Origin of the sequence: Halorussus salinisoli (genome assembly GCA_005239435.1) — an archaeon.
Taxonomy (GTDB): Archaea; Halobacteriota; Halobacteria; order Halobacteriales; family Haladaptataceae; genus Halorussus; species Halorussus salinisoli.
In genome coordinates this window covers 233,051-251,132 of the sequence record SZNP01000001.1, presented here as the reverse complement: position 1 = coordinate 251,132, position 18,082 = coordinate 233,051, and the positions used below count along the sequence as shown (strand labels likewise).

21 protein-coding genes and 1 pseudogene are annotated in these 18,082 nt (G+C 66.1%); 12 read left to right on the top strand and 10 right to left on the bottom strand.

Annotation, left to right across the window (positions count from 1 at the left end):
- Positions 1 to 33 precede the first annotated feature (33 nt).
- The gene (locus tag E2484_RS05855) at positions 34 to 309 is read right to left on the bottom strand and encodes a hypothetical protein (RefSeq protein WP_137284294.1); all 276 of its coding nucleotides are present in this window, start codon (positions 307 to 309) and stop codon (positions 34 to 36) included.
- 115 nt (positions 310 to 424) lie between these two features.
- Entirely contained in the window at positions 425 to 706 is a 282-nt protein-coding gene (locus E2484_RS05850; RefSeq protein WP_137284293.1) for a hypothetical protein, read from the bottom strand.
- A gap of 314 nt (positions 707 to 1,020) precedes the next feature.
- Between E2484_RS05850 and samp2 the strand changes: the two are divergent.
- From samp2 to E2484_RS05835, 4 genes and pseudogenes are all read left to right on the top strand, one after another.
- A pseudogene (gene samp2 / locus E2484_RS25390) lies at positions 1,021 to 1,215 on the top strand (ubiquitin-like small modifier protein SAMP2); the annotation flags it as partial.
- A gap of 42 nt (positions 1,216 to 1,257) precedes the next feature.
- The gene (locus tag E2484_RS05845; RefSeq protein ID WP_321112433.1) at positions 1,258 to 1,788 is read left to right on the top strand and encodes a peroxiredoxin family protein; all 531 of its coding nucleotides are present in this window, start codon (positions 1,258 to 1,260) and stop codon (positions 1,786 to 1,788) included.
- Positions 1,789 to 1,797: 9 nt separating this feature from the next.
- Positions 1,798 to 2,229: a GNAT family N-acetyltransferase gene (locus tag E2484_RS05840; RefSeq protein ID WP_137284292.1), complete on the top strand. Its 432-nt coding sequence runs from the start codon at positions 1,798 to 1,800 to the stop codon at positions 2,227 to 2,229.
- 73 nt (positions 2,230 to 2,302) lie between these two features.
- On the top strand, positions 2,303 to 2,503 hold the full coding sequence (locus E2484_RS05835) for a hypothetical protein (RefSeq protein ID WP_137284291.1): 201 nt from the start codon (positions 2,303 to 2,305) through the stop codon (positions 2,501 to 2,503).
- Between the two features lie 85 nt (positions 2,504 to 2,588).
- On the opposite strand, the gene E2484_RS05830 is transcribed toward E2484_RS05835, so the two are convergent.
- The gene (locus E2484_RS05830) at positions 2,589 to 3,995 is read right to left on the bottom strand and encodes a phosphoglucomutase/phosphomannomutase family protein (protein WP_137284290.1); all 1,407 of its coding nucleotides are present in this window, start codon (positions 3,993 to 3,995) and stop codon (positions 2,589 to 2,591) included.
- Positions 3,996 to 4,193: 198 nt separating this feature from the next.
- Between E2484_RS05830 and E2484_RS05825 the strand changes: the two genes are divergently transcribed.
- The 3 genes from E2484_RS05825 (at position 4,194) to E2484_RS05815 (ending at position 7,154) form a co-directional block, all read left to right on the top strand.
- The gene (locus E2484_RS05825; protein WP_137284289.1) at positions 4,194 to 5,510 is read left to right on the top strand and encodes a cytochrome P450; all 1,317 of its coding nucleotides are present in this window, start codon (positions 4,194 to 4,196) and stop codon (positions 5,508 to 5,510) included.
- Between the two features lie 115 nt (positions 5,511 to 5,625).
- The gene (locus E2484_RS05820) at positions 5,626 to 6,246 is read left to right on the top strand and encodes an NADPH-dependent FMN reductase (protein WP_137284288.1); all 621 of its coding nucleotides are present in this window, start codon (positions 5,626 to 5,628) and stop codon (positions 6,244 to 6,246) included.
- A gap of 2 nt (positions 6,247 to 6,248) precedes the next feature.
- A complete protein-coding gene (locus E2484_RS05815) occupies positions 6,249 to 7,154 on the top strand; it encodes an SDR family oxidoreductase (RefSeq protein ID WP_321111930.1) in 906 nt (301 codons plus the stop codon).
- An 18-nt stretch (positions 7,155 to 7,172) separates the two neighbouring features.
- Here the strand turns inward: E2484_RS05815 and E2484_RS05810 are convergent, their stop codons facing one another.
- The 3 genes from E2484_RS05810 to larB all read right to left on the bottom strand — a co-directional run bounded on the left by E2484_RS05810 (position 7,173) and on the right by larB (position 8,619).
- The gene (locus E2484_RS05810; RefSeq protein WP_137284287.1) at positions 7,173 to 7,427 is read right to left on the bottom strand and encodes a GIY-YIG nuclease family protein; all 255 of its coding nucleotides are present in this window, start codon (positions 7,425 to 7,427) and stop codon (positions 7,173 to 7,175) included.
- Between the two features lie 57 nt (positions 7,428 to 7,484).
- A complete protein-coding gene (locus E2484_RS26265) occupies positions 7,485 to 7,640 on the bottom strand; it encodes a DUF7563 family protein (protein WP_449272299.1) in 156 nt (51 codons plus the stop codon).
- Positions 7,641 to 7,836: 196 nt separating this feature from the next.
- Positions 7,837 to 8,619, bottom strand: a complete 783-nt coding sequence (gene larB / locus E2484_RS05805; RefSeq protein ID WP_137284286.1) for a nickel pincer cofactor biosynthesis protein LarB — start codon at positions 8,617 to 8,619, stop codon at positions 7,837 to 7,839.
- Between the two features lie 181 nt (positions 8,620 to 8,800).
- On the opposite strand from larB, the gene E2484_RS05800 reads away from it, so the two are divergent.
- Complete coding sequence (locus tag E2484_RS05800; RefSeq protein WP_137284285.1) at positions 8,801 to 8,968, top strand: DUF1931 family protein; 168 nt, start codon at positions 8,801 to 8,803, stop codon at positions 8,966 to 8,968.
- Between the two features lie 303 nt (positions 8,969 to 9,271).
- On the opposite strand, the gene rpiA is transcribed toward E2484_RS05800, so the two are convergent.
- Positions 9,272 to 9,958: a ribose-5-phosphate isomerase RpiA gene (gene rpiA, locus E2484_RS05795; protein WP_137284284.1), complete on the bottom strand. Its 687-nt coding sequence runs from the start codon at positions 9,956 to 9,958 to the stop codon at positions 9,272 to 9,274.
- Positions 9,959 to 10,070: 112 nt separating this feature from the next.
- Between rpiA and E2484_RS05790 the strand changes: the two genes are divergently transcribed.
- Both E2484_RS05790 and E2484_RS05785 read left to right on the top strand, forming a co-directional pair.
- Positions 10,071 to 10,844, top strand: coding sequence for an ABC transporter ATP-binding protein (locus tag E2484_RS05790; protein ID WP_137284283.1), 774 nt, complete (start codon positions 10,071 to 10,073; stop codon positions 10,842 to 10,844).
- Positions 10,844 to 12,091: an ABC transporter permease gene (locus tag E2484_RS05785; RefSeq protein WP_137284282.1), complete on the top strand. Its 1,248-nt coding sequence runs from the start codon at positions 10,844 to 10,846 to the stop codon at positions 12,089 to 12,091. Before E2484_RS05790 ends, E2484_RS05785 begins: the two co-directional genes overlap by 1 nt.
- A gap of 250 nt (positions 12,092 to 12,341) precedes the next feature.
- Here E2484_RS05785 and E2484_RS05780 read toward each other — a convergent pair whose 3' ends face one another.
- The gene (locus tag E2484_RS05780; protein ID WP_137284281.1) at positions 12,342 to 12,644 is read right to left on the bottom strand and encodes an amphi-Trp domain-containing protein; all 303 of its coding nucleotides are present in this window, start codon (positions 12,642 to 12,644) and stop codon (positions 12,342 to 12,344) included.
- Positions 12,645 to 12,742: 98 nt separating this feature from the next.
- Here E2484_RS05780 and E2484_RS05775 point away from each other — a divergent pair, with 98 nt between their 5' ends.
- Both E2484_RS05775 and E2484_RS05770 read left to right on the top strand, forming a co-directional pair.
- Positions 12,743 to 13,051, top strand: a complete 309-nt coding sequence (locus tag E2484_RS05775; protein ID WP_137284280.1) for an ArsR/SmtB family transcription factor — start codon at positions 12,743 to 12,745, stop codon at positions 13,049 to 13,051.
- Between the two features lie 294 nt (positions 13,052 to 13,345).
- Positions 13,346 to 14,317: a hypothetical protein gene (locus E2484_RS05770; protein WP_137284279.1), complete on the top strand. Its 972-nt coding sequence runs from the start codon at positions 13,346 to 13,348 to the stop codon at positions 14,315 to 14,317.
- A 19-nt stretch (positions 14,318 to 14,336) separates the two neighbouring features.
- Here E2484_RS05770 and E2484_RS05765 read toward each other — a convergent pair whose 3' ends face one another.
- Together E2484_RS05765 and E2484_RS05760 are read right to left on the bottom strand one after the other, a co-directional pair.
- The gene (locus E2484_RS05765; RefSeq protein ID WP_137284278.1) at positions 14,337 to 15,470 is read right to left on the bottom strand and encodes an ORC1-type DNA replication protein; all 1,134 of its coding nucleotides are present in this window, start codon (positions 15,468 to 15,470) and stop codon (positions 14,337 to 14,339) included.
- A 559-nt stretch (positions 15,471 to 16,029) separates the two neighbouring features.
- A complete protein-coding gene (locus E2484_RS05760) occupies positions 16,030 to 18,000 on the bottom strand; it encodes a MutS-related protein (RefSeq protein ID WP_137284277.1) in 1,971 nt (656 codons plus the stop codon).
- Between the last annotated feature and the right edge of the window lie 82 nt (positions 18,001 to 18,082).

Below are 18,082 nucleotides of genomic sequence, written 5' to 3'. Positions count from 1 at the left end.
ACGGGGCGACCGAGCTGCCGAAAAGAAATCTCGCTAGTCGTCGGCCGGAATCGGTTCCTCGCGCTCGTCTTCGGTCTCGTCGGCCTCGCTATCGGTCGTTTCCCCGGTCGGCGTGGTCTCGCTCACCGGGCGTTCGGGCGTCTCGCCGTCGGCGTGGCTGTTACCGACCGAGAGGAACGTGGCGAGTCGGTCCGCGGCGCGCGCGGTCCATCCCGGGGTCTCGTCGCGTTCGCGCTCGTCGTCGGACTCGCTGGCTCTGTCGGACGTTCGTGACCAGTCACCGCGTCTGTGGCACATGATACCCCCCACACGACTCTGAGATGCCATTCGTGTTAACGGTTTTCGACGTGCGGCGATAGGTCGAGAGGAGAAGAGTTGGGCTTTCCTCACGGTTTCGCCGTTCGCCGTCCGGCGTAAGGTTTCGCTACTCGATTCGTTCGAGCAACGCGACCATCCCACGGACGACGACCAGCGGGAGCGCGAACGCCAGGCCGACGGCGGCGGCCCAGCCAGCGAGCAGGGTCGGAACCGTCGCCGGGGCGAGTTCTGCGACGGCGGCGAACGCCGCGCCGGTCAGCAGTGCCGACGCCACGAGCGCCAACAGGGTAGCGACCGGGAGCGTGAAGCGCGTGATTCCCGAGACGATGCGCCCGCGCCGGGTCCGGTCGGCAGGTCCGTCCCGTCGGATTCGGGTGTTCAGTTTCATCGGTGTCTCCTCACGTGTAGATAGGGACCACGGCCCCAAAAGTGTAATCTTAATAATATTTCTGTAGCAGATGCTACTGGAATCGGATGCTGTAACTTAATTTTCAGTTTTGGGCCGGGTAAATGTCCAGGAGCGTTTGGGCATTATATATTTATCTAAAGGAAGTATATTGTCAGGTATAGGAAATTTATAAGTTTCTCCAGATGAAGTTCGAGACCCCGGCGCGGCGCACACGCGCCGCGCCAACCGCGCGAGGTCGTCGGGAGCGGAGCGCCCCCGACACGCTTACGGCCCACGGCCCGAAAATACGGGCAATGAACGTGACCGTCGAAGTCGTCGGCGAGGGGAGCCGCGACTTCGAAATCGAGGACGCGACCTACGCCGACCTGCTGGCCGAGGTGGACCTCAGTCCCCACGAGGTCTCGGTGATGGTAGACGGCCGTCCCGTGCCGGAGGACCAACCGGTCGAGACCGACCACGTGAAAGTCCTGCGACTCATCAAGGGCGGGAATGGCCCGGAGGACGAGACCGAGGCCGGTCCCCTGACGCAGTTGGACCGCGAGCGAAAGTCGTTGGGCGTCTCGGACCTCGACTTCGAGTTGCCCAACGCCGGGGCCGGACCGGACCCCCTCGCGCTGTCGGCGCTCGCCGACGACTCCGGAACCGACGCGCTCGTCCTGTTCTTCCAGCGCGACTACTACTGCCGCAAATCGCGCCAACAGGTCCAAGCGGTCGCCGACCGCTACGGCGAGTTCCGCGACCGGGACGCCACCGTCGTCTCGGTCCTGCCGGAGTCGGAGGAGAAGGCCGAGAAGTGGCAGAAGAAGTACCACTTGCCCTTCCCGCTGGTGGCCGACGAGGACAAGCAGGTCGCCGAGCAGTACGGCCAGCCCACGCGATTGGGCAAACTCGGCGAACGCCTCGACCTCGTGGGTCGACTGCCGGAGGTCGCGGTGCTGGACGCCCGCCACGGCGAGCTCCGACTGTTCGCCGTCCACCGCGGCGATAGCCCGGGCGACCGGCCCTCGGTGGACGACGTGCTGGCGATGATAGACCGGATGCTCGCCGACGAGCGAGACTGACGGGCGACCATGAGCGTCACCGTCCGCGAGGCCACCGCAGACGACCGACTCGACGTGCGGCGGGTCCTCGACGCCGCGATGCTCCGAGTTCGGGACGACCTCGGCGAGCGCATCGACGCCGGGGACGTGCTGGTGGCGAGCGAGGGAGGCGGGGTCGGTGACGATGGCGGGACCAGCGACGACGCGCCGATTCTGGGCGCGCTCGTCCTCGCTCCCCGCGAGCGCGGCGGCCACGTCGATGCCGTGGCGGTCCGGCGCGCGCGCCGCGGGCAAGGGGTCGGGTCCGCGCTGGTCCGCGCCGCGACCGAGCGCCACGCCCCGCTGACGGCCGAATTCGACCCGAGCGTGCGGCCCTTCTACGAGTCGCTCGGCTTCGAGATATCGCGGGTCGAGGGCGACGACGACCGACTTCGCGGGTGCTACGACGCGACCGAGGACTGACGCGACGGCGACGACTCACCGAGACTCCGACGAGTCCAACAGAGCCAACTGCCCCGACGTCTCTCTCACCGACATGGACGAGCAACGACGCCGACGGGTCGCCGTCATCTGGACCGGATTCGCGCTCGTGATGGCCTACGTCACGCTCTCGGACGGATTCGCGGTCGGAGTCAGCGACCTGCTCGGACTCGTGGCCGTGGCGCTCGGACTCGGACTGGCCTACCTCTACTACGCGAATCCCGGCGGGATGCTGGACTTCGGGGAGACGGAGTAGGTACCGCGTTTCGATTTCCGCTCGACGATCTACGAACGTCCAAACAGACGTGAGAGGGTCGGACCTACTTTCGCATCGAGAGGTGTTAGACCAGCGGTTCCACCAGTTCGCGGCCCGCGTCCAACAGCGCCTCGACGCGCCCCTCGCTCGCGGCCTCGGCATAGATCCGCATCTTCGGTTCGGTCCCGCTCGGTCGGACCAGCAGCCACGACCCGTCTTCGAGCAGAATCTTGAACCCGTCGGTGTCGTTGACCCCCTCGACGCGCTCGCCCGCCACTTCGTCGGGGAGTTCGGCTTCGAGGGCCGACAGCACCTCCTGCTTCCGGTCGTCGGGACAGTCCACGCTGACCTTGCTCTGGTGAATCTCACCGAACTCCGAGAGGAGGTCGTCCACGCGCTCGTCGTAGGACCGGTCGGCCTCGACCGCTCCGGCGAGCAGGGCCATCAGCACGCCGTCCTTCTCGCGGACGTGACCCCGAATCGAGAACCCGCCCGATTCCTCGCCGCCGATGAGGGCGTCGTGGTCCTTCATGGCCTCGGCGACCCACTTGTAGCCGACCGCGGTCTCCACGACGTCTTCGCCGTGGGACTCGGCCACCCGGTCCACGAGGAAGGTGGTCGAGACGGTCCGGACGGCAGGACCCGAATCGGTTTCGAGCAGGTAGTCGTACGTCGCGGCGAAGAAGAGGTTCTCGTCCAAGAAGCCCCGTTCGGGCGTGACGACGGCGATTCGGTCCGAATCGCCGTCGTTGGCGATGCCGAGGTCGGCGTCCTTCTCGCGTACCTCCTCGACCAGGCCTCGCAGGTTCTCGGCACTGGGTTCCGGATTCGTCCCGCCGAACTCGGCGTCCCGCTCGCATCGGCGACGGTGGACCGTGGCGCCGGCGCGTTCGAGGAGTTCGTCGGTGAAGCCGCGGCCCGACCCGTGCATCGCGTCGTAGACGACTTCGAGTCCGTCGAGATTCGACTCGGCCGACCCCTCGGCGTCGAGTCCGAGCAGGTCGAAGGCGTGTTCCGCGTAGGGTTCGAGGAAGTCCTCCTCGCGGACGCTTCCCTGCTCGTCGTCGGGAAGCGCGCGCGGTTCGGCGACGCGAGCCATAATCTCGTCGGTGACTTCGGGCAGGGCGGGCGCGGCGTCGTGGGGGAAGAACTTCACGCCGTTGTAGTTCGGCGGGTTGTGACTGGCCGACACGACCAGCGCGCCAGCGAGGTCCCGGTCCGCGATGGTCCAGACCGCCAGCGGCGTCGGGCAGTCCCGCGGCGGAATCAGGGCGTCGAAGCCGTTGGCCGCCAGCACTCGGCAGAGTTCCTCGGCGAATCCGCGCGAGGTCTCGCGGGCGTCGTAGCCGACCGCGACGGTTCCCTCCTCGCGGCCCTCGACCTCGCGGAGGTAGTCGACGACCGCCTGCCCGACCATCCGGACGCGAGGTGCGGTGAACTCGTCTAGCGTCGCTCGCCAGCCGTCGGTTCCGAACGAAATCGGCGTCTCCATGTCTCCAACGTCGCTACCCCTGCCGAAAAAACCACCGCGTGGTCGTCTCACACGAAGCGGTCGGCCGACGTCGAACGTTCGTTTCTGGTGACTGTTCCGTCGGTCCCGTAGCGGCGAAGCGGTCGTGGACGTCCCCTTATAAAGAAACCGTGTATTCGCGGCAGTAGAGTCAGGGCCGACTGTCCCCTACGTCTAGACGTGACGACGGCACAGACTCCGCCGGGACCGCGCGGCCTGCCACTGTTGGGTAACACTCACCAGTGGGCGCGCGACCCCTGCGACTTCCGGGAGCGTTGCGCCGAGAGGTACGGCCGGGTCGTCAACTACGAGATACTCGGCTGGGACGCCTACATGCTGACCGACCCCGGCGACGTGAAGCGCGTGCTGGAGGACCGCGAGAACTTCCCGAAGCACAGCGGCGGCAACGAGCAACTCGAGGAGTTCCTCGGCGACGGTCTCGTCACCAGCGACGGGGAGTTGTGGGAGCGACAGCGCGAGGCCATTCAACCGGCGTTCTACGTGAGTCACATCCGGCGGTACGCCGACGTAATGGTCTCGCGAACCGAGGACACCACCGACCGCTGGCGCGACGGCGGGACGGTGAACCTGCGCTCGGAGATGATGCGCACGACGCTCCAGATTCTGGTCGAGGCGATGTTCGGCGAGGCTATCGACCTCGAAGCGCGGGGCATCTACGACGCGGTCGAGGCCATGCAGGAACCCCTGAAGCCCCGAAACCAGCCGATAACCTTCTTCGCGCCCGACTGGGCACCGGTCCCCTTCCTCCGGCAGGCCGACGCCGCGCTCGACCACCTCGAAGCCCAGGTCTACGACATCCTCGACGACCGCCGGAGTTCCGACACCGACCGCGACGACCTGCTGGTGATGTTGCTCGATTCGGACGCGGAGATGAGCGACGAACAGATTCGAGACGAGATGCTCACCTTCCTGTTCGCGGGCCACGAGACGACCGCCCTCACTCTGACGTACGTCTGGGACCTGCTTTCGCGCAGTCCCCGCGTCGAGGCCCGCCTCCACGAGGAACTCGCCGAAGTCGTGGACGACCGGCCGACTATCGAGGACGTGTTCGAGTTCAAGTACGTCGAGGCAGTCGTGAAGGAGGCGATGCGTCTCTACCCGCCCGCCCATGAAATTCGGCGCGAACCCGTCGAAGACGTCCGAATCGGCGGGTACGAGATTCCCGAAGGCTCCCTGCTCGTCCTGCCGACGTGGGTGCTCCACCGCGACGACAGATTTTGGGACGATCCCGACGAGTTCCGGCCCGAGCGATTCCTCGAAGACGACCGCGACCGACCCGAGTACGCCTACTTTCCGTTCGGCGGCGGGCCGCGGCGATGCATCGGCCAGCAGTTCGCCACGACAGAGGCCCAACTCGTGTTGGCGACGATGGCGCGCGATTGGACGATAGAGCGGGAGTACGGCGACCTCGAACTCTCTGCGTCGGTCACGCTCCAGCCGAAGGGCGACGTGCCGGTGACGACGAAGCGACGCTGAGTGTCTCGGTACCGGGCGTTTCGGCACCGAACGTTCGTCGTTCACCCCTCCGTATTTTTACAGGAATTAGGTTCCGGAAACTGTTTTCCTTTTCGAGCCTCTACCTTCGGTCGAGATGAGTCGAACCCCCGTCGTCGTCGCACTCGCCGGAAGTATGCGCGACGGAAGTTACACCCGTGCGGCCCTGAAGCACGTCCTCGCCGCGGCCGAGGAGCACGGTGCCGAGACCGAACTGCTCGACGTCCGCGAGTACGACCTACCCGTCTTCGACCCCGACGAGGACGAACCGCCGGAAGCGACCGAACTCAAGCGCAAGATTCGGGCGGCCGACTCGGTAATCTGGGGGAGTCCGGTCTACCACGGGTCGTACTCGGCAGCGTTCCGCAACGTCCACGACTACTGCAAGTTCGACGAGTACGAGGACACCACGGTCGGCCTGCTGACGGCCGCTGGCGGCGGGTCGTTCGCCAGCACGCTCGACCACATGCGCGTGACCGCCCGCGGCGTCCACGCGTGGGTCCTGCCACATCAGGTCGGCATTCGGAACGCCCGGAACAAAATCGAGGACGGCGAGTTCGTGGACGAGGACATCGAGGAGCGCGTCCGAACGCTCGGCCAACAGGCCGTCGAGTACGCCTTCATCACTCCCGACGTGACCGCGCCGGACGCCGGAGTGGACGAGGGACAGACCGCCGAAGCAGACGGCCAGCAGGCCGACGCCGACGCGGACGACTGAGCGTGAACCGGGTCGTTCTCCTCACCGGCGGAACGAGCGGTATCGGCCGCGAGGCCGCCCGACGACTGGCCGAACGCGGTGCGACCGTCCTCGTCACGGGTCGGGACCGCGAAGCCGGCGAGGAGGTCCTGAGAGGAGTGCGGGCGGCACACCCCGAGAGCGACGGCGAGTTCTACCGGGCCGATTTCGCGGACTTCGACGTGGTGCGGGGACTGGCCCGCGAGGTTCGGGCCGACTTCGACCGCCTCGACGTGCTGGTGAACAACGCCGGAACCTCACAGAGCGAACGACGGACGACGGAGGACGGCGTCGAACTCACGTTCGCCGTCAACCACCTCGCGCCGTTTCTGCTCACGAATCTCCTCGCATCGCGGTTGCGAGCGAGCGCGCCCGCGCGAGTGGTCACTACGACGAGCGCGCTCCACGAGAACGGGTCGCTGTCGGACCTCGGCGCGGTCGTCCGCGGCGAGGAGTTCGACGGACTCGACGCCTACGCCGACTCGAAACTGGCGAACGTACTGTTCACCGTCGAACTGGCCGACCGACTCGCCGGGTCCGGCGTGACCGCGAACTGCTTTCACCCCGGGTGGATTCCGAACACTCGACTCGTCCGGAACGCGACGGGGTTCTCGCGACTGTTCACGAGCGCGGCGGCACTGGTCGCCAGCGTCGCGCCCGTCGGACCCTTCGAGAGCGTCGAAGGAGCGGCCGACGCGCTGGTCTATCTGGCGGCCAGCGACGAGGTGTCCGACGCGTCCGGGGCGTACTTCGACCGGCGCGAGCAGGTCTCGCCCGCCGCGGCCGCGACGGACGAGGAGTTGCGGACCCGGCTCTGGGAGCGCAGTGCGGAACTCGTCGGCCTTCCGACGTCGGTCCCGGAGGGTGACCCGCCGAAGCGAACGGAATAGCCGTCACGACGGAGTGACTTACGCTTCGCCGCCTTCGACCAACCGCTCTTTCTCGGCCCGCGACAGTTGCTTGAGTTCGTACTCGCGGGACATCGCCGCCGACTTCGACTCGAACTGCTCGGTGTAGACGAGTTCGACCGGCGTCCGGCCCCGGGTGTACTTCGCGCCCTCGCCGCGGTCGTGTTCGCGGACGCGCCGCTCTACGTCGGTGGTGTAGCCCGTGTACAAACTGCCGTCGTCGCACTCGATAATGTAGACCCAGTGGACCGACACGCCTTACAGGCTTCGCGTGGTGGTTCTTATCTTTTTGGTTCCCGCGCGTTCGGCGGGCTATACTCGTGCCTCTCTGGCGCGTTGGCGCGCGACTTCCGCGATTCCGGCGTTCGCCGAACACGACACGCATGCGTGGACGCGGCCGTCTTCGTCGGCGAATACTCGTGCGAATCGTTCGGAGACGTGCGCGCCGCAGTGGTCACACTTTGGCATTGGGTTTCATCTGGCAGGGTCACTGCCAGTGTCCAAATCTTTGTTCTACAACACCAAAAATGCTTCCCGGTTGTGAGTCTCTTTTTTGGAAACGCAAAGAACGTTTTCGATAATCGGACCAGCGCGACGGAGGTCCCGACGAACTCCGCCAGTCGGAACCGACCCTCGCGTCTCGGAAAGACGGGTTCGGTCGGCTCTACTCGGACGGACTTCCGTCGTTCGTCCCGCCGTCGATGGCCCTGGCGACGAGTCCCGCCTGTGCGCCCGCGACGAACCCCGCGTCCACGTTCACGACCGACAGCACCGAGCAGGACTGGAGCATCCCGGCCAGCGCGGCCTCGCCCTCCCCGCCGTAGCCGTAGCCGGTCGAGACCGGCAGACCGATGACCGGAGTGTTCACGAGTCCAGCGACCACGGTCGGGAGCGCGCCCTCTCGTCCCGCGGCGACGACCAGCACGTCGGCGTCTCGGAGACTGTCGAGTTGGTCTACGATGCGGGTCAGCGCCGCGACTCCCACGTCCTTGATTCGCTCAACGGTCGCGCCCATCTCCTCCGCGAGGACCGCGGCCTCGCCCGCCGGAACCGCGTCGCTCGTTCCGGCCGTGACGACGCCGACGGTCGCGTCGAGGTCCGGCGGCTCGAACCCCGCGGCGCGGGCGACGACGACGCGCGCCCGGTCGTGGACCGACACCTCGGCGTCGGGATGGTCGTCGGCCAGTCGCTGGCGGACGGCGCGGCGCTGGTCGTCGTCGGTGCGGGTGACGATGGCACGGCCGGTGGTCTCGACCGCGGTGTCGGCCAGCGACGCCACCTCCTCGGGCGTCTTGCCGTCGCCCAGAATCGCCTCGGGAACGCCTCTCCGGGTCTCTCTGGCCGCATCGAACCGTCCAGCGTCACCGGTCGCGTACCCCGCGAGTCGAGCCTCGGCCTCCGTCGGACTCACGTCTCCGGCGGCGACCGCTTCGAGTAGTTCACGCATGTCCGACTCTGGGCGCTCTACGTACTCCTATCCACCGACCCCGTCGAGCGGCGGCTACACAACCGCCTTGTATTTATACTTTTTGGCACCCATGATAGATAACCGGGAACTGACCGACACGGGCCCGTTCGTGCATAAATTTGGGAAGCTTTATTAGGGGTGGCAGGAAAGAAAGGGTCGTATGGCAGACCTCATCGTCAAAGCCGCTGTCAAGGACGCACTGGACAACAAGAACGTGGCGTCGGACTTCTACGACGCCCTCGACGAGCGCGTCGACGAACTCCTCGACGAGGCGGCCCGCCGCGCCGAGGCCAACGACCGAAAGACCGTCCAGCCCCGCGACCTTTAAACTGAGAACCATTCCGTTCCTTTTATCGCGTACTCACCGACGTAGCCGGTGGCTCGTTCTCTCCGCGGCGATATAGCATTTTATAGCTATGTTTGAGACTACCACGTATTTGTTTAGACGATGTTCACGTTTCCGTTCGGTATCGTCGGCCCGGTAGACGTCGGAGTCGGGAAAATCGGAGTGAGGGTGAGCGTCTTTCGAGAGTCACCGCCCACTCGCTACACACTGCAGAACCGGTAGAAACAGTATTAGTTTAGAAAGCCCCGCCCGGTCGCGGTCACGCGACCGGGATTTCTGCGGAGTTCAGAATCGCTCGACGGTAACTCCGTCGTCGGTACCGACGTGGATTTCGTCGGCCATCCCGACGAAGAGGCCGTGTTCGACCGCACCGGGAAGTTCGGAGAGGTCGACGGCGAGTTGCGCGGGGTTGGCGATGTCGCCGAAGTCGCAATCTAGCACGAGGTTGCCGTTGTCGGTCACGACGGGACCGTCCTTGCGCTCGGCCGACCGGAGGGTGGGCGACCCGCCCAGCGCCCGCACGTCGTCGGCCACGGTCGTCCTGGCGTCCGGCAGGACCTCGACCGGAATCGAGTGGTCGAGTTGTCCCACGGCCTTGCTCGGGTCGGCGACCACGAGCAGGCGGTTCGCGGCCGCGTCCACTATCTTCTCTCGGGCGTGGGCCGCGCCGCCGCCCTTCACCAGATGCGGGCCGGAGAACTGGTCGGCCCCGTCGATGGCGAGGTGGACCGCGTCCGCTTCGTCCAGACTCGTGAGGGGAATCGCGGCCTCTCTGGCGAGTTCCCGCGACTGGAACGAGGTCGGAATCCCGCGTACGTCGAGACCGCTATCGACCTTCCGACCGATTGCCCGAATCGCGTGGGCCGCGGTCGAACCGGTGCCGAGACCGACCACCGTGCCGTCTTCGACCGCCTCGGCCGCGCTCTCGCCCGCCGCTCGCTTTTCGGCCTCGCTTCCGTCGGTCGTCTTCATACCGCTACTTCGGATTTCCGGCGTGAAAAGTCTGGTCGAACGACGGCAACGGGACGTTTCCCCCGGAACGGGCGCTAGTGTTTTGCCACTCGCTCCCGTATCACTCGAGACAATGGCTGCCAGCGACTCGGACACCGAGTCCGACGCGGGGACCGGACAGGGAGATTCGAAGGAGGACGAGGCCGTGGCACTCCGAGACGTGCGGAAGACCTACTACCTCGGCGAACCCGTCCACGCCCTCGACGGGGTAGACCTCTCCATCCCGCGAGGATCGTACACCGCGGTGATGGGTCCGAGCGGTTCCGGAAAGAGTACGCTGCTGAACCTCATCGGTTGCCTCGACACGCCCACCGAGGGCGAGGTGTGGGTCAACGGCCGCGAGGTGTCGTCCATCTCCCAGCGCGAGCGCACGACGGCCCGCGGCGAGGAGATCGGATTCGTCTTCCAGACGTTCAACCTCATGCCGAAACTCACCGCGGCCGAGAACGTCGCGCTCCCGCTGGTCTTTCAGGGAGTGAGCAAGAGCGAGCGCATCGACCGCGCCGAAGACCTTCTCTCGCAGGTCGGCCTCGGTGACCGCGGCGACCACCGGCCGAACGAACTCTCGGGCGGCCAGCGCCAGCGAGTCGCCATCGCCCGCGCGCTGGCGGCCGACCCCGCCATCATCCTGGCCGACGAGCCGACTGGTAATCTCGACCAGGAGACGGGCGAGCAGATCATGGGCCTGTTCCAGCGACTCCACGACGAGGGCAACACGATTCTGATGGTGACCCACGAGCGTCCCATCGCGGAACACGCCCAGCGCGTGATTCACGTCCTCGACGGCACCGTCGAGAAGATAGAGGAGATAGAGTCGCCGCGGCGCGTCGAGACCGACCTACCCTGATGGAGTTCGCAGAGAGCCTGCGCCTCAGCCTGCGCTCTATCTGGGGCCACAAACTTCGCTCGGCGCTGACGACGCTCGGAGTCGTCATCGGCGTCGCGGCCGTCATCACGTTCGTCACGCTCGGAGCCAGCCTCCGGGCCGACGTACTCGGACAGGTCGGTGCCGACCGTACGCCTAACGTCTACGTCTGGGCCGGACCCGAGGGCGAGAACGGCGGGCCGGGCGCGGGCGCGCAACCGGTGTTCACGACTCACGACTTGGACCGACTCCGGAATCTCTCGGGGGTCGAGTCGGTCGTTCCGCGGGGGGTGGTACCCACCGCGGCCATCTCGGCGGGCGGCGAGACGGTCGCCCAGCGACAGGTCGTCGCCACCTCGCCGTCCAACTTCGAGTCGGGCGAGTTCTCGACGGGTCGGTCCTTCCGGGAGGGCCGGCGTGAGGTCGTACTGAACGAGCAGGCCGCCCAGTTGTTCGACCCGGCGCTCTCGGTCGGCGGGAACGTCACGCTCCGACTCGCGTCCGGGGAGTCGGTCGAAGCCGAGGTCGTCGGCCTGCTCAACGCCTCGGCGTCCGGCGGGGCCTTCGAGGGACTCGGCGGTGGGTCCGAACCCCTCGTCTTCGTCCCGACCGACCCGTTCTATCGGACGACCATCGAGAGTCCGACGACCGGCGAGAGCCAACGCGTCTACCCGACCGTCACGGTCGTGGCCGAGGACTTCGCCGCGGTGCCCGACGCCAAGACCGAGGTGGAGGCGTATCTCACGAATCGGTCGGACGCGGCCCGACTCGTCCCCGAGAGTTACGCCTTCTCGGTCGAGACCGACCAGGACCTCGTGGACCAACTCAAGGAACTGCTGAACACCCTCACCAACTTCGTGACCGGCATCGCGGTCATCTCGCTCGTCGTCGGGTCCATCGGCATCGCCAACATCATGTTGGTCTCGGTCACCGAGCGCACCAAGGAAATCGGCATCATGAAAGCCGTCGGCGCACAGAACCGCGACGTGCTTCAGTTGTTCCTGCTGGAGGCGGTCCTGCTCGGAGCCTTCGGCGCGATTCTGGGCATCCCGGCCGGAATCGGCGGGGCTTACGCGGCCGCCCAGTACATCGGCCTGAGCCTCGTCCTGCCCTTCGAGTGGTTCGCCATCGCGGTCGTCGTGGGTATCCTCGTCGGCGTCGTCGCGGGCCTCTACCCGGCGTGGAGCGCCGCGAAGACCGACCCCATCGACGCCCTCCGGTACGAGTGAAACGTCGCCTCAGAACCAGTTTATATCATCACCTCGGCGCGCGCGAGCAACGCAGGAGGGGAGGCGTGAGGCCCGCGGTTGCGGTGCGGGGCGGAGCGGGACTCCGGGGCCCAGGAAGTAGCTACTCGATTGCGACGAACACTCGTAACTGACTGTCTCGAACACCGTAGTCGACTGCCTCGAATTCTTCTTCGGCGTAGCTACCGACCGAACTGGACGGGTCTGTCGGACTCGTCCGAACGCTTCGCCGTCACTCCACGCTGAGTTCGTCACCGCCGCGGGGTTCCGTGAACTCGAACTCGACCTCCAGCTCGGCCTCGCGCCCGCCAGCGAACTCGACTTCGACCTCGACGGGTTCGCGGTACTCGAAGGGAATCTCCCACTCCTGCGAGGAGAGCGTGAGGCTGGTGTCGTTCTCGATCTGGTCGGCCAGGTCCCGGAGGAACGTGGCGGTGGCCTGTCGAGAGAGGTGAATTTCGCGCTCGAAGAAGCCGTCGGTCACGGTGGTTCGTTGTCTGTCTCTGTCGTCGGGCAAGTTGACCCGGTCCCCCATGTCGTCGGTGTACGGTTCGACGCGTCTAATATGACCCGGCTACGCGACCGTGAGACCGCCCGTTCGCTTTTTGTTCGAGAGGTCGTACTCGCCCTATCGTGTCGCTCATCGAACTCCTCGGGAGCAAAGCGCGCATCGAGATTATCCGAGAACTCTCGCGCGAACCCCAGTACGTCACTCAACTCGCCGAGACAGTCGGCATGGACGGTAAAAGCGCGGTCCACCACCTCTCGAAGATGGAGGACGCGGGTCTGGTCGCCTACTACGAGCGCGGTAATCGGAAGTACTACTACCTCGCCAAGACCGTCGAACTCCGGGCCGCACCGCCGCCCGAGCGCACCTTCGTCCTCCAGACCGGCGAGCGCCGGGACGACCCGATAGAAGGCGAATCGGCGTCCGACGACTGAGACCGCGAACGACCGAGCGTCCCGAACCAAGGAGCGCCGACTCGCGTTTCGGTCACGTTCGACGAGTCACGTCGCGTGCCGGAGCAACTCACGGCCTGCCTAACGACAGACGGCTTACTGTAACAGCCGGTTATCGACCGAGTGCGCCAGCATTCCCGAAAATCGTCGAGACCGGAGCGTGGTCTAGAGTCACGCGGATTATCGACGCGGAAAAAGCGGCTTATTCCGCCGAACGGTTCAAACAGTATAGCTAATTTATTTTAGTGACCGGAATAGCACTCCGGCGTGAGAGACATGAAACGGCGTCAATTCGGCGCGATGCTCGCAACCGCGGCGTTCTCGCTCGGAGGGGTCACGGGCGTGGCGGCCGACGCATCCGCACAAGAGACCGAACCGTTACAGGTAGAAGACGTGTCCGTGAATCTCGGCAGCGTCACCGCCTCCATCGGCCAAGCCACCTTCGCGTTCGAAGAGGGCACCATGCGATTCCAGGTGAGCGACTGGTCGATGGAAGACGCGAGTCGCTCGCTGTCGATCGGGCAGGCGTACGTGGCCGCCGACGACGTGGACGCCGAGACCTACGCCGCCGTTCGCTCGGGGATGGTGGAGTCCGTCGGAAACGAGTCGCTATCGCCGCTCCTGACCGCGCTCGCGGAAGCGGACGTGAGTCCGGACGCGCCGGTTCGCCTGTTCGTCGAGTCGGTGGAAGCCGACGGCCAACTCGTGGCCGACCAGATAACGGCCACCGGAACCGTCGATAGTGTCGTTCCGGAGGGGAGTCAGGAACTGGTGCAGGACGGCGCGTCGCTGTCGGAGGCCGCCGCACTCGGACCCTCGGAGTGGAGTCGACTGACCATCCAGCGCGGCGACGCCGAGTTCACCGCCAACGACGTGGTGATGCAGCGCGAAGACGCGGCGGTCGCCATCAGTTCGCCCGGCGGGAGCGCGACCGTCTCGGGCCGGTCGTTCGACTTCGAGGAGATGACGACGACCCTCCGGCCGCCGGAGACGATACCCGCGGCCCACGTCGAGTTCGCCTCGCAACTCCGCGAGTTGGCCAGCGAGGGGTCGCTGAGTCTCTCGGCGATTCGGTCGGCCGCGGCCGACTCGGGCGTCACCGTCGCCAACACGAGCGAGGCAGTCCAGAACGCTCGCTTCGACCTATCGCTCGCCAACGTCTCTGAGGGCGGAGAGACCGTCGTCTCCAACTTCGAGACCAGCGGGACGCTCTCGGAGTTGACGCAGGTCCTCGGCCAGCGAGTCTGAGTCGGGCCGAAGCTCCGGCCTAGCTCCCTTCTAGCCGATTCAGCACGGCCTCGGGTTCGTACCGCAAGGAGAGTTGCCGCGAGCGCCCGCGGCCCTCGACGTTGGTGTAAGTCGCGTCGATGATGTCGAGTTGGTCGAGTTTGTTGATTATCTCGGAGTAGCGCGTGTAGCCCAGGCCGGTCTGGTCGTGGAAGGCGTCGTAGACGTCGCCAGCGCGCTCGCCGTCGTGCTGGGCGATGACTTCGAGCAGTTCGATTTCGCTGTCCGAGAGCGCCTGCAAACTATGGCTGAGGTGGACGTACTTCGACTTCTCGTAGGCCGCCTCTACGTCCTCGGTGTTGACGGTCCGACTGGCGCGCATCTCGGCGTTGAGGCCCGCGCGCCGGAGTAGGTCGATACCGACCCGGAGGTCGCCGCTCTCGGCCGTGAGCTCGGCCACCTCGTCGAGGACTTCGGTCGAGATGACTCCCTCGTGGAATCCGCGGTCCACGCGCTCCTGGAGGATGTCCGCGATTTCCTCGCGGTCGTAGACGGGGAAGTAGACCTCCTCGGGCCGGAAGACACTCTGGACGCGGCCGTCGAGGTCCTCGATTACGTCCAAGTTCAGGTCCGAGGAGACCACGATGACGCCGATCTTCGCGCCGGAGTGGGCCTCGTGCGCCCGGAGGAGCGAGTAGAGCGTGTCGGAGGCCTCGCCCTCGTAGAAGAGGTAGTTCACGTCGTCCAGCGCGACGACGAGCACCTCGTCCTCTTCGACCAGTTTCTCGGTGATCTGGCGGAAGAGCTTCTTGAACGAGATGCCCGACGACGGCGGTTCGTACTCGAAGATACCCTCGAAGACGCGGGAGAACACCGAGTAGCGCGTCGAGTCGACCTGACAGTTGACGCGGACGGTCCGCACGTCGGTCTGGGCACCCAACTCCCCGAACACCTTCTGGACCGCCGTGGTCTTGCCGGTCCCCGGCGGGCCGCGGGCGATGACGTTCAGGGGGCGAGAACCCCGCGCGGCAGGGCGGAGCGCGTACTTCAGGCTCCGCATCTCGCTCTCACGGTGGGCGAAGGTCTCTGGAACGTAGTCGATTTCGAAGACGTGTTCGTCCCGGAACACGGACTCGTCCCACGAGAGCATCCCCTCCTCGGGGTCGTCTGCCATCACTTTCACCTCGCTGTCCCAGCTACTTAACTTTTCGGCAGACGAAAATATTCAAGCGAAGAGAGGTCTACGAGGCCGATTCAGGGGGTGTGGCTAGGTCGGAGTCAGCTTCCGGCTTCCCGTTATCAACCGGGTGACCTCTACGGTTGACAGTGTGTTCGAACTCGTCGCGCTGGCCTCGTTTTTTCGCCCCGGCGCGTGCTGGCGTCTTCGCGCCGACGGCGTGATTGGTCGGCGGACGCGGTTCGTCTGCCGGTGTCTGCGCGAGCGAAGCGAGTGCAGGCTCGGCAGAGCGTGCCTCTGACGGTGGACGAGTAGCACAGCGTAGCGAGCAACGCAGGAGGGTGAAGATGTGAGGCCCGTGGTTGCGGTGCGGTACGGTTCCGGTGCAGGGCGGTACGGCTCCGGTGCGGAGCGGTACGGGTGCGGTGGCTGTGCGGTGCGGGACTCCGTGGCCAAGAAGTAGCTAGCTTCTCGACCACTTCCGCAGCCCATCTGGAGCAATAAAAATGTTTCTTAAGTAATTAATATAAATTCTATAATACACTTGTACAACGTTCTAGAACTTGTTCAGCAGTCTATCGTAGAACTCGCCGTCCGAATCGCCCGCCAACTTCTCCACGATGAGTTCGGGCGTCGAGCGCGCGAGGTGATTCTTCACTGGCGAGCGGTTCACGACGAGTTCGCCGTTCTCCAGTCCCTTCGCCTCGATGCCGTCCACCGGAACGTCGTAATCGGCCATCTCTCGAATCTCGGCGGCGAGGTGAGAGACGAACACGCCGGTCACGTCCCTGCCGCGCAACTCTTCGAGGATGCCCGCGATTATTTTGGCGCTCGCGCCGGGTTCGGTGATGCTCTCCAGTTCGTCCACGAGGACGAGGCGGTCGGCCCCGCCCGACGTGAGACCGGCGAACTCCCGGAGGGTGGACTCGAAGGCCCCGGCGTCGAGGGTCCCCTGGGTCTTGGCGTGGTAGTGGAGTTCGCCGAATCGCTCGATGCGGACCGACTCGGCGGGCACCGGCAGACCCATGTGGGCCAGAATCGTGACGAGCGCGACCAGGTCCAGCGTCGATGTCTTCCCGCCGCTGTTGACCCCCGAGAGGAGCGCCACGCCCGACACGTCGTAATCGACGGGTTCCACGTCCTCGAAGTCCACGTCGAGGAGCGGGGAGCGTCCGCCCTCGATGTCGAAGCCGTGGTCGGCGAACTCGGGCATCACGCAGTCGAAGTCCTCTGCGAATCGCGCGATGGCCAACTCCACGTCCAACTCCAGCGCGGTCCGGACCAGTCGTTCGGCGTCGGCCCGGCGGTCGGCGAGGTCGGCGGCGAGTTCGCGTTTCCGGCGGGCCGCCCGGCGGTCCTTCGCGGCCTGCAGGTCCTCGCGCAGGCGAGAGACGACCTCCTCGTCGCGCTCGACCGGGAAGGTCGGTTCCTCCGGGAACGCCCGGCGAGCGACCTCCGCCTCGCCCGAATCCAGGTCCAGCGAGTCTATCAGTTCTTCGCGAGCCTGCTCGATGGCCTCGGCGTGTTCGTCGGCGAGTTCGCGCGAGAGCAGCGAATCGACGCCCGCGCCCTGTTCGACCAGCGAGAGCAGGTCCGACCCCTCGACGGTCACGTCCTGTTCCTCGATGGCGTTCCGGAGTTCGTCGTTGGCCACGCTCTCGGCGGTCGAGACCGCGGCGTCGAGGTCGTCGATGGCGCGGGAGAGTCGGTCCAACTCGTCGTCGCCGACTACGGTTCCCTCGGAGTCCACGCGTTCGAGCGTCGATTCGAGCGCGTCGATGTCCAGCGGCGGGTCGATGCCCGCGGCCCGGTGGACCCGCGCGGCGGCCTGCAGGCACTCGCGGTTCGCCGCGTAGAAGGCCAGCACCCGCTCGGGGACGATTTCGGCCGGGCGCTCCAGGGCGTCGGGTTCGACCCGCACGTCGCCGTCTACTGCCACGCCAGCGAACTCCTCGTCGAGCGCGACCACGGTCGAGTAGCCCCGCGCGAGGTCCGCGAGGTCGCGGGCGTCCTCGACCACTTCGACGCTCAACTCCGGAATCGCCTGCTGGGCCTCGCTGTATCGCTCGGCGTCGGCGGTCGCCAGACACCGGTCTCGGACCGTCACGTCCCGCGGCTCTGCGAGGGGTTCCACGTCGGCGAGGGCGTCCAACACCTCGGGGTCGGAGTCGCGGTTGGTGGCCCGCTCGGCGAACTCTCGGGCCTCCTCGATGCGAGAGCCGACCCCGCTCGGATAGAAGATCTCGAGGCGCTTCTCGCCGTAGCTCGTGACCGTCCGGTCCTTCAGCAGGTCGAGCGCGTCTCGGTAGAGTTCCTTGGCGCGGTCGGTCGCCAGAAAGCCGCCCGGGTCGTCGTGGCGCTCTCGGATGGCCCCTCGCGCGATTGCTGCCGCTCGGCCCTCCGTGATGCCGGGGGCACTGGCGATTTCGGCCACGTCACCCTCTCGAAGCGCACGCTCGGGGTCGTCGAGTTCCGAGAGCGCCGTCGCCGTCTTCGACCCGACGCCGGGTATCGCCTCCAACTCCATTCGGCGTGGACTACCGACCCCGTGCTTAAAAATATTCGCGGAGGGTCACGTGGTCGTCTCGACCGGGAACTTTTGCCCGCAG

Coding starts and splice junctions, on each gene's coding strand:
- E2484_RS05850 (WP_137284293.1), bottom strand. CDS start 706: ATGAAACTGAACACCCGAATCCGACGGGACGGACCTGCCGACCGGACC.
- E2484_RS05840 (WP_137284292.1), top strand. CDS start 1,798: ATGAGCGTCACCGTCCGCGAGGCCACCGCAGACGACCGACTCGACGTG.
- E2484_RS05835 (WP_137284291.1), top strand. CDS start 2,303: ATGGACGAGCAACGACGCCGACGGGTCGCCGTCATCTGGACCGGATTC.
- E2484_RS05830 (WP_137284290.1), bottom strand. CDS start 3,995: ATGGAGACGCCGATTTCGTTCGGAACCGACGGCTGGCGAGCGACGCTA.
- E2484_RS05820 (WP_137284288.1), top strand. CDS start 5,626: ATGAGTCGAACCCCCGTCGTCGTCGCACTCGCCGGAAGTATGCGCGAC.
- E2484_RS26265 (WP_449272299.1), bottom strand. CDS start 7,640: ATGCCAAAGTGTGACCACTGCGGCGCGCACGTCTCCGAACGATTCGCA.
- larB (WP_137284286.1), bottom strand. CDS start 8,619: ATGCGTGAACTACTCGAAGCGGTCGCCGCCGGAGACGTGAGTCCGACG.
- E2484_RS05800 (WP_137284285.1), top strand. CDS start 8,801: ATGGCAGACCTCATCGTCAAAGCCGCTGTCAAGGACGCACTGGACAAC.
- rpiA (WP_137284284.1), bottom strand. CDS start 9,958: ATGAAGACGACCGACGGAAGCGAGGCCGAAAAGCGAGCGGCGGGCGAG.
- E2484_RS05790 (WP_137284283.1), top strand. CDS start 10,071: ATGGCTGCCAGCGACTCGGACACCGAGTCCGACGCGGGGACCGGACAG.
- E2484_RS05785 (WP_137284282.1), top strand. CDS start 10,844: ATGGAGTTCGCAGAGAGCCTGCGCCTCAGCCTGCGCTCTATCTGGGGC.
- E2484_RS05780 (WP_137284281.1), bottom strand. CDS start 12,644: ATGGGGGACCGGGTCAACTTGCCCGACGACAGAGACAGACAACGAACC.
- E2484_RS05770 (WP_137284279.1), top strand. CDS start 13,346: ATGAAACGGCGTCAATTCGGCGCGATGCTCGCAACCGCGGCGTTCTCG.
- E2484_RS05765 (WP_137284278.1), bottom strand. CDS start 15,470: ATGGCAGACGACCCCGAGGAGGGGATGCTCTCGTGGGACGAGTCCGTG.
- E2484_RS05760 (WP_137284277.1), bottom strand. CDS start 18,000: ATGGAGTTGGAGGCGATACCCGGCGTCGGGTCGAAGACGGCGACGGCG.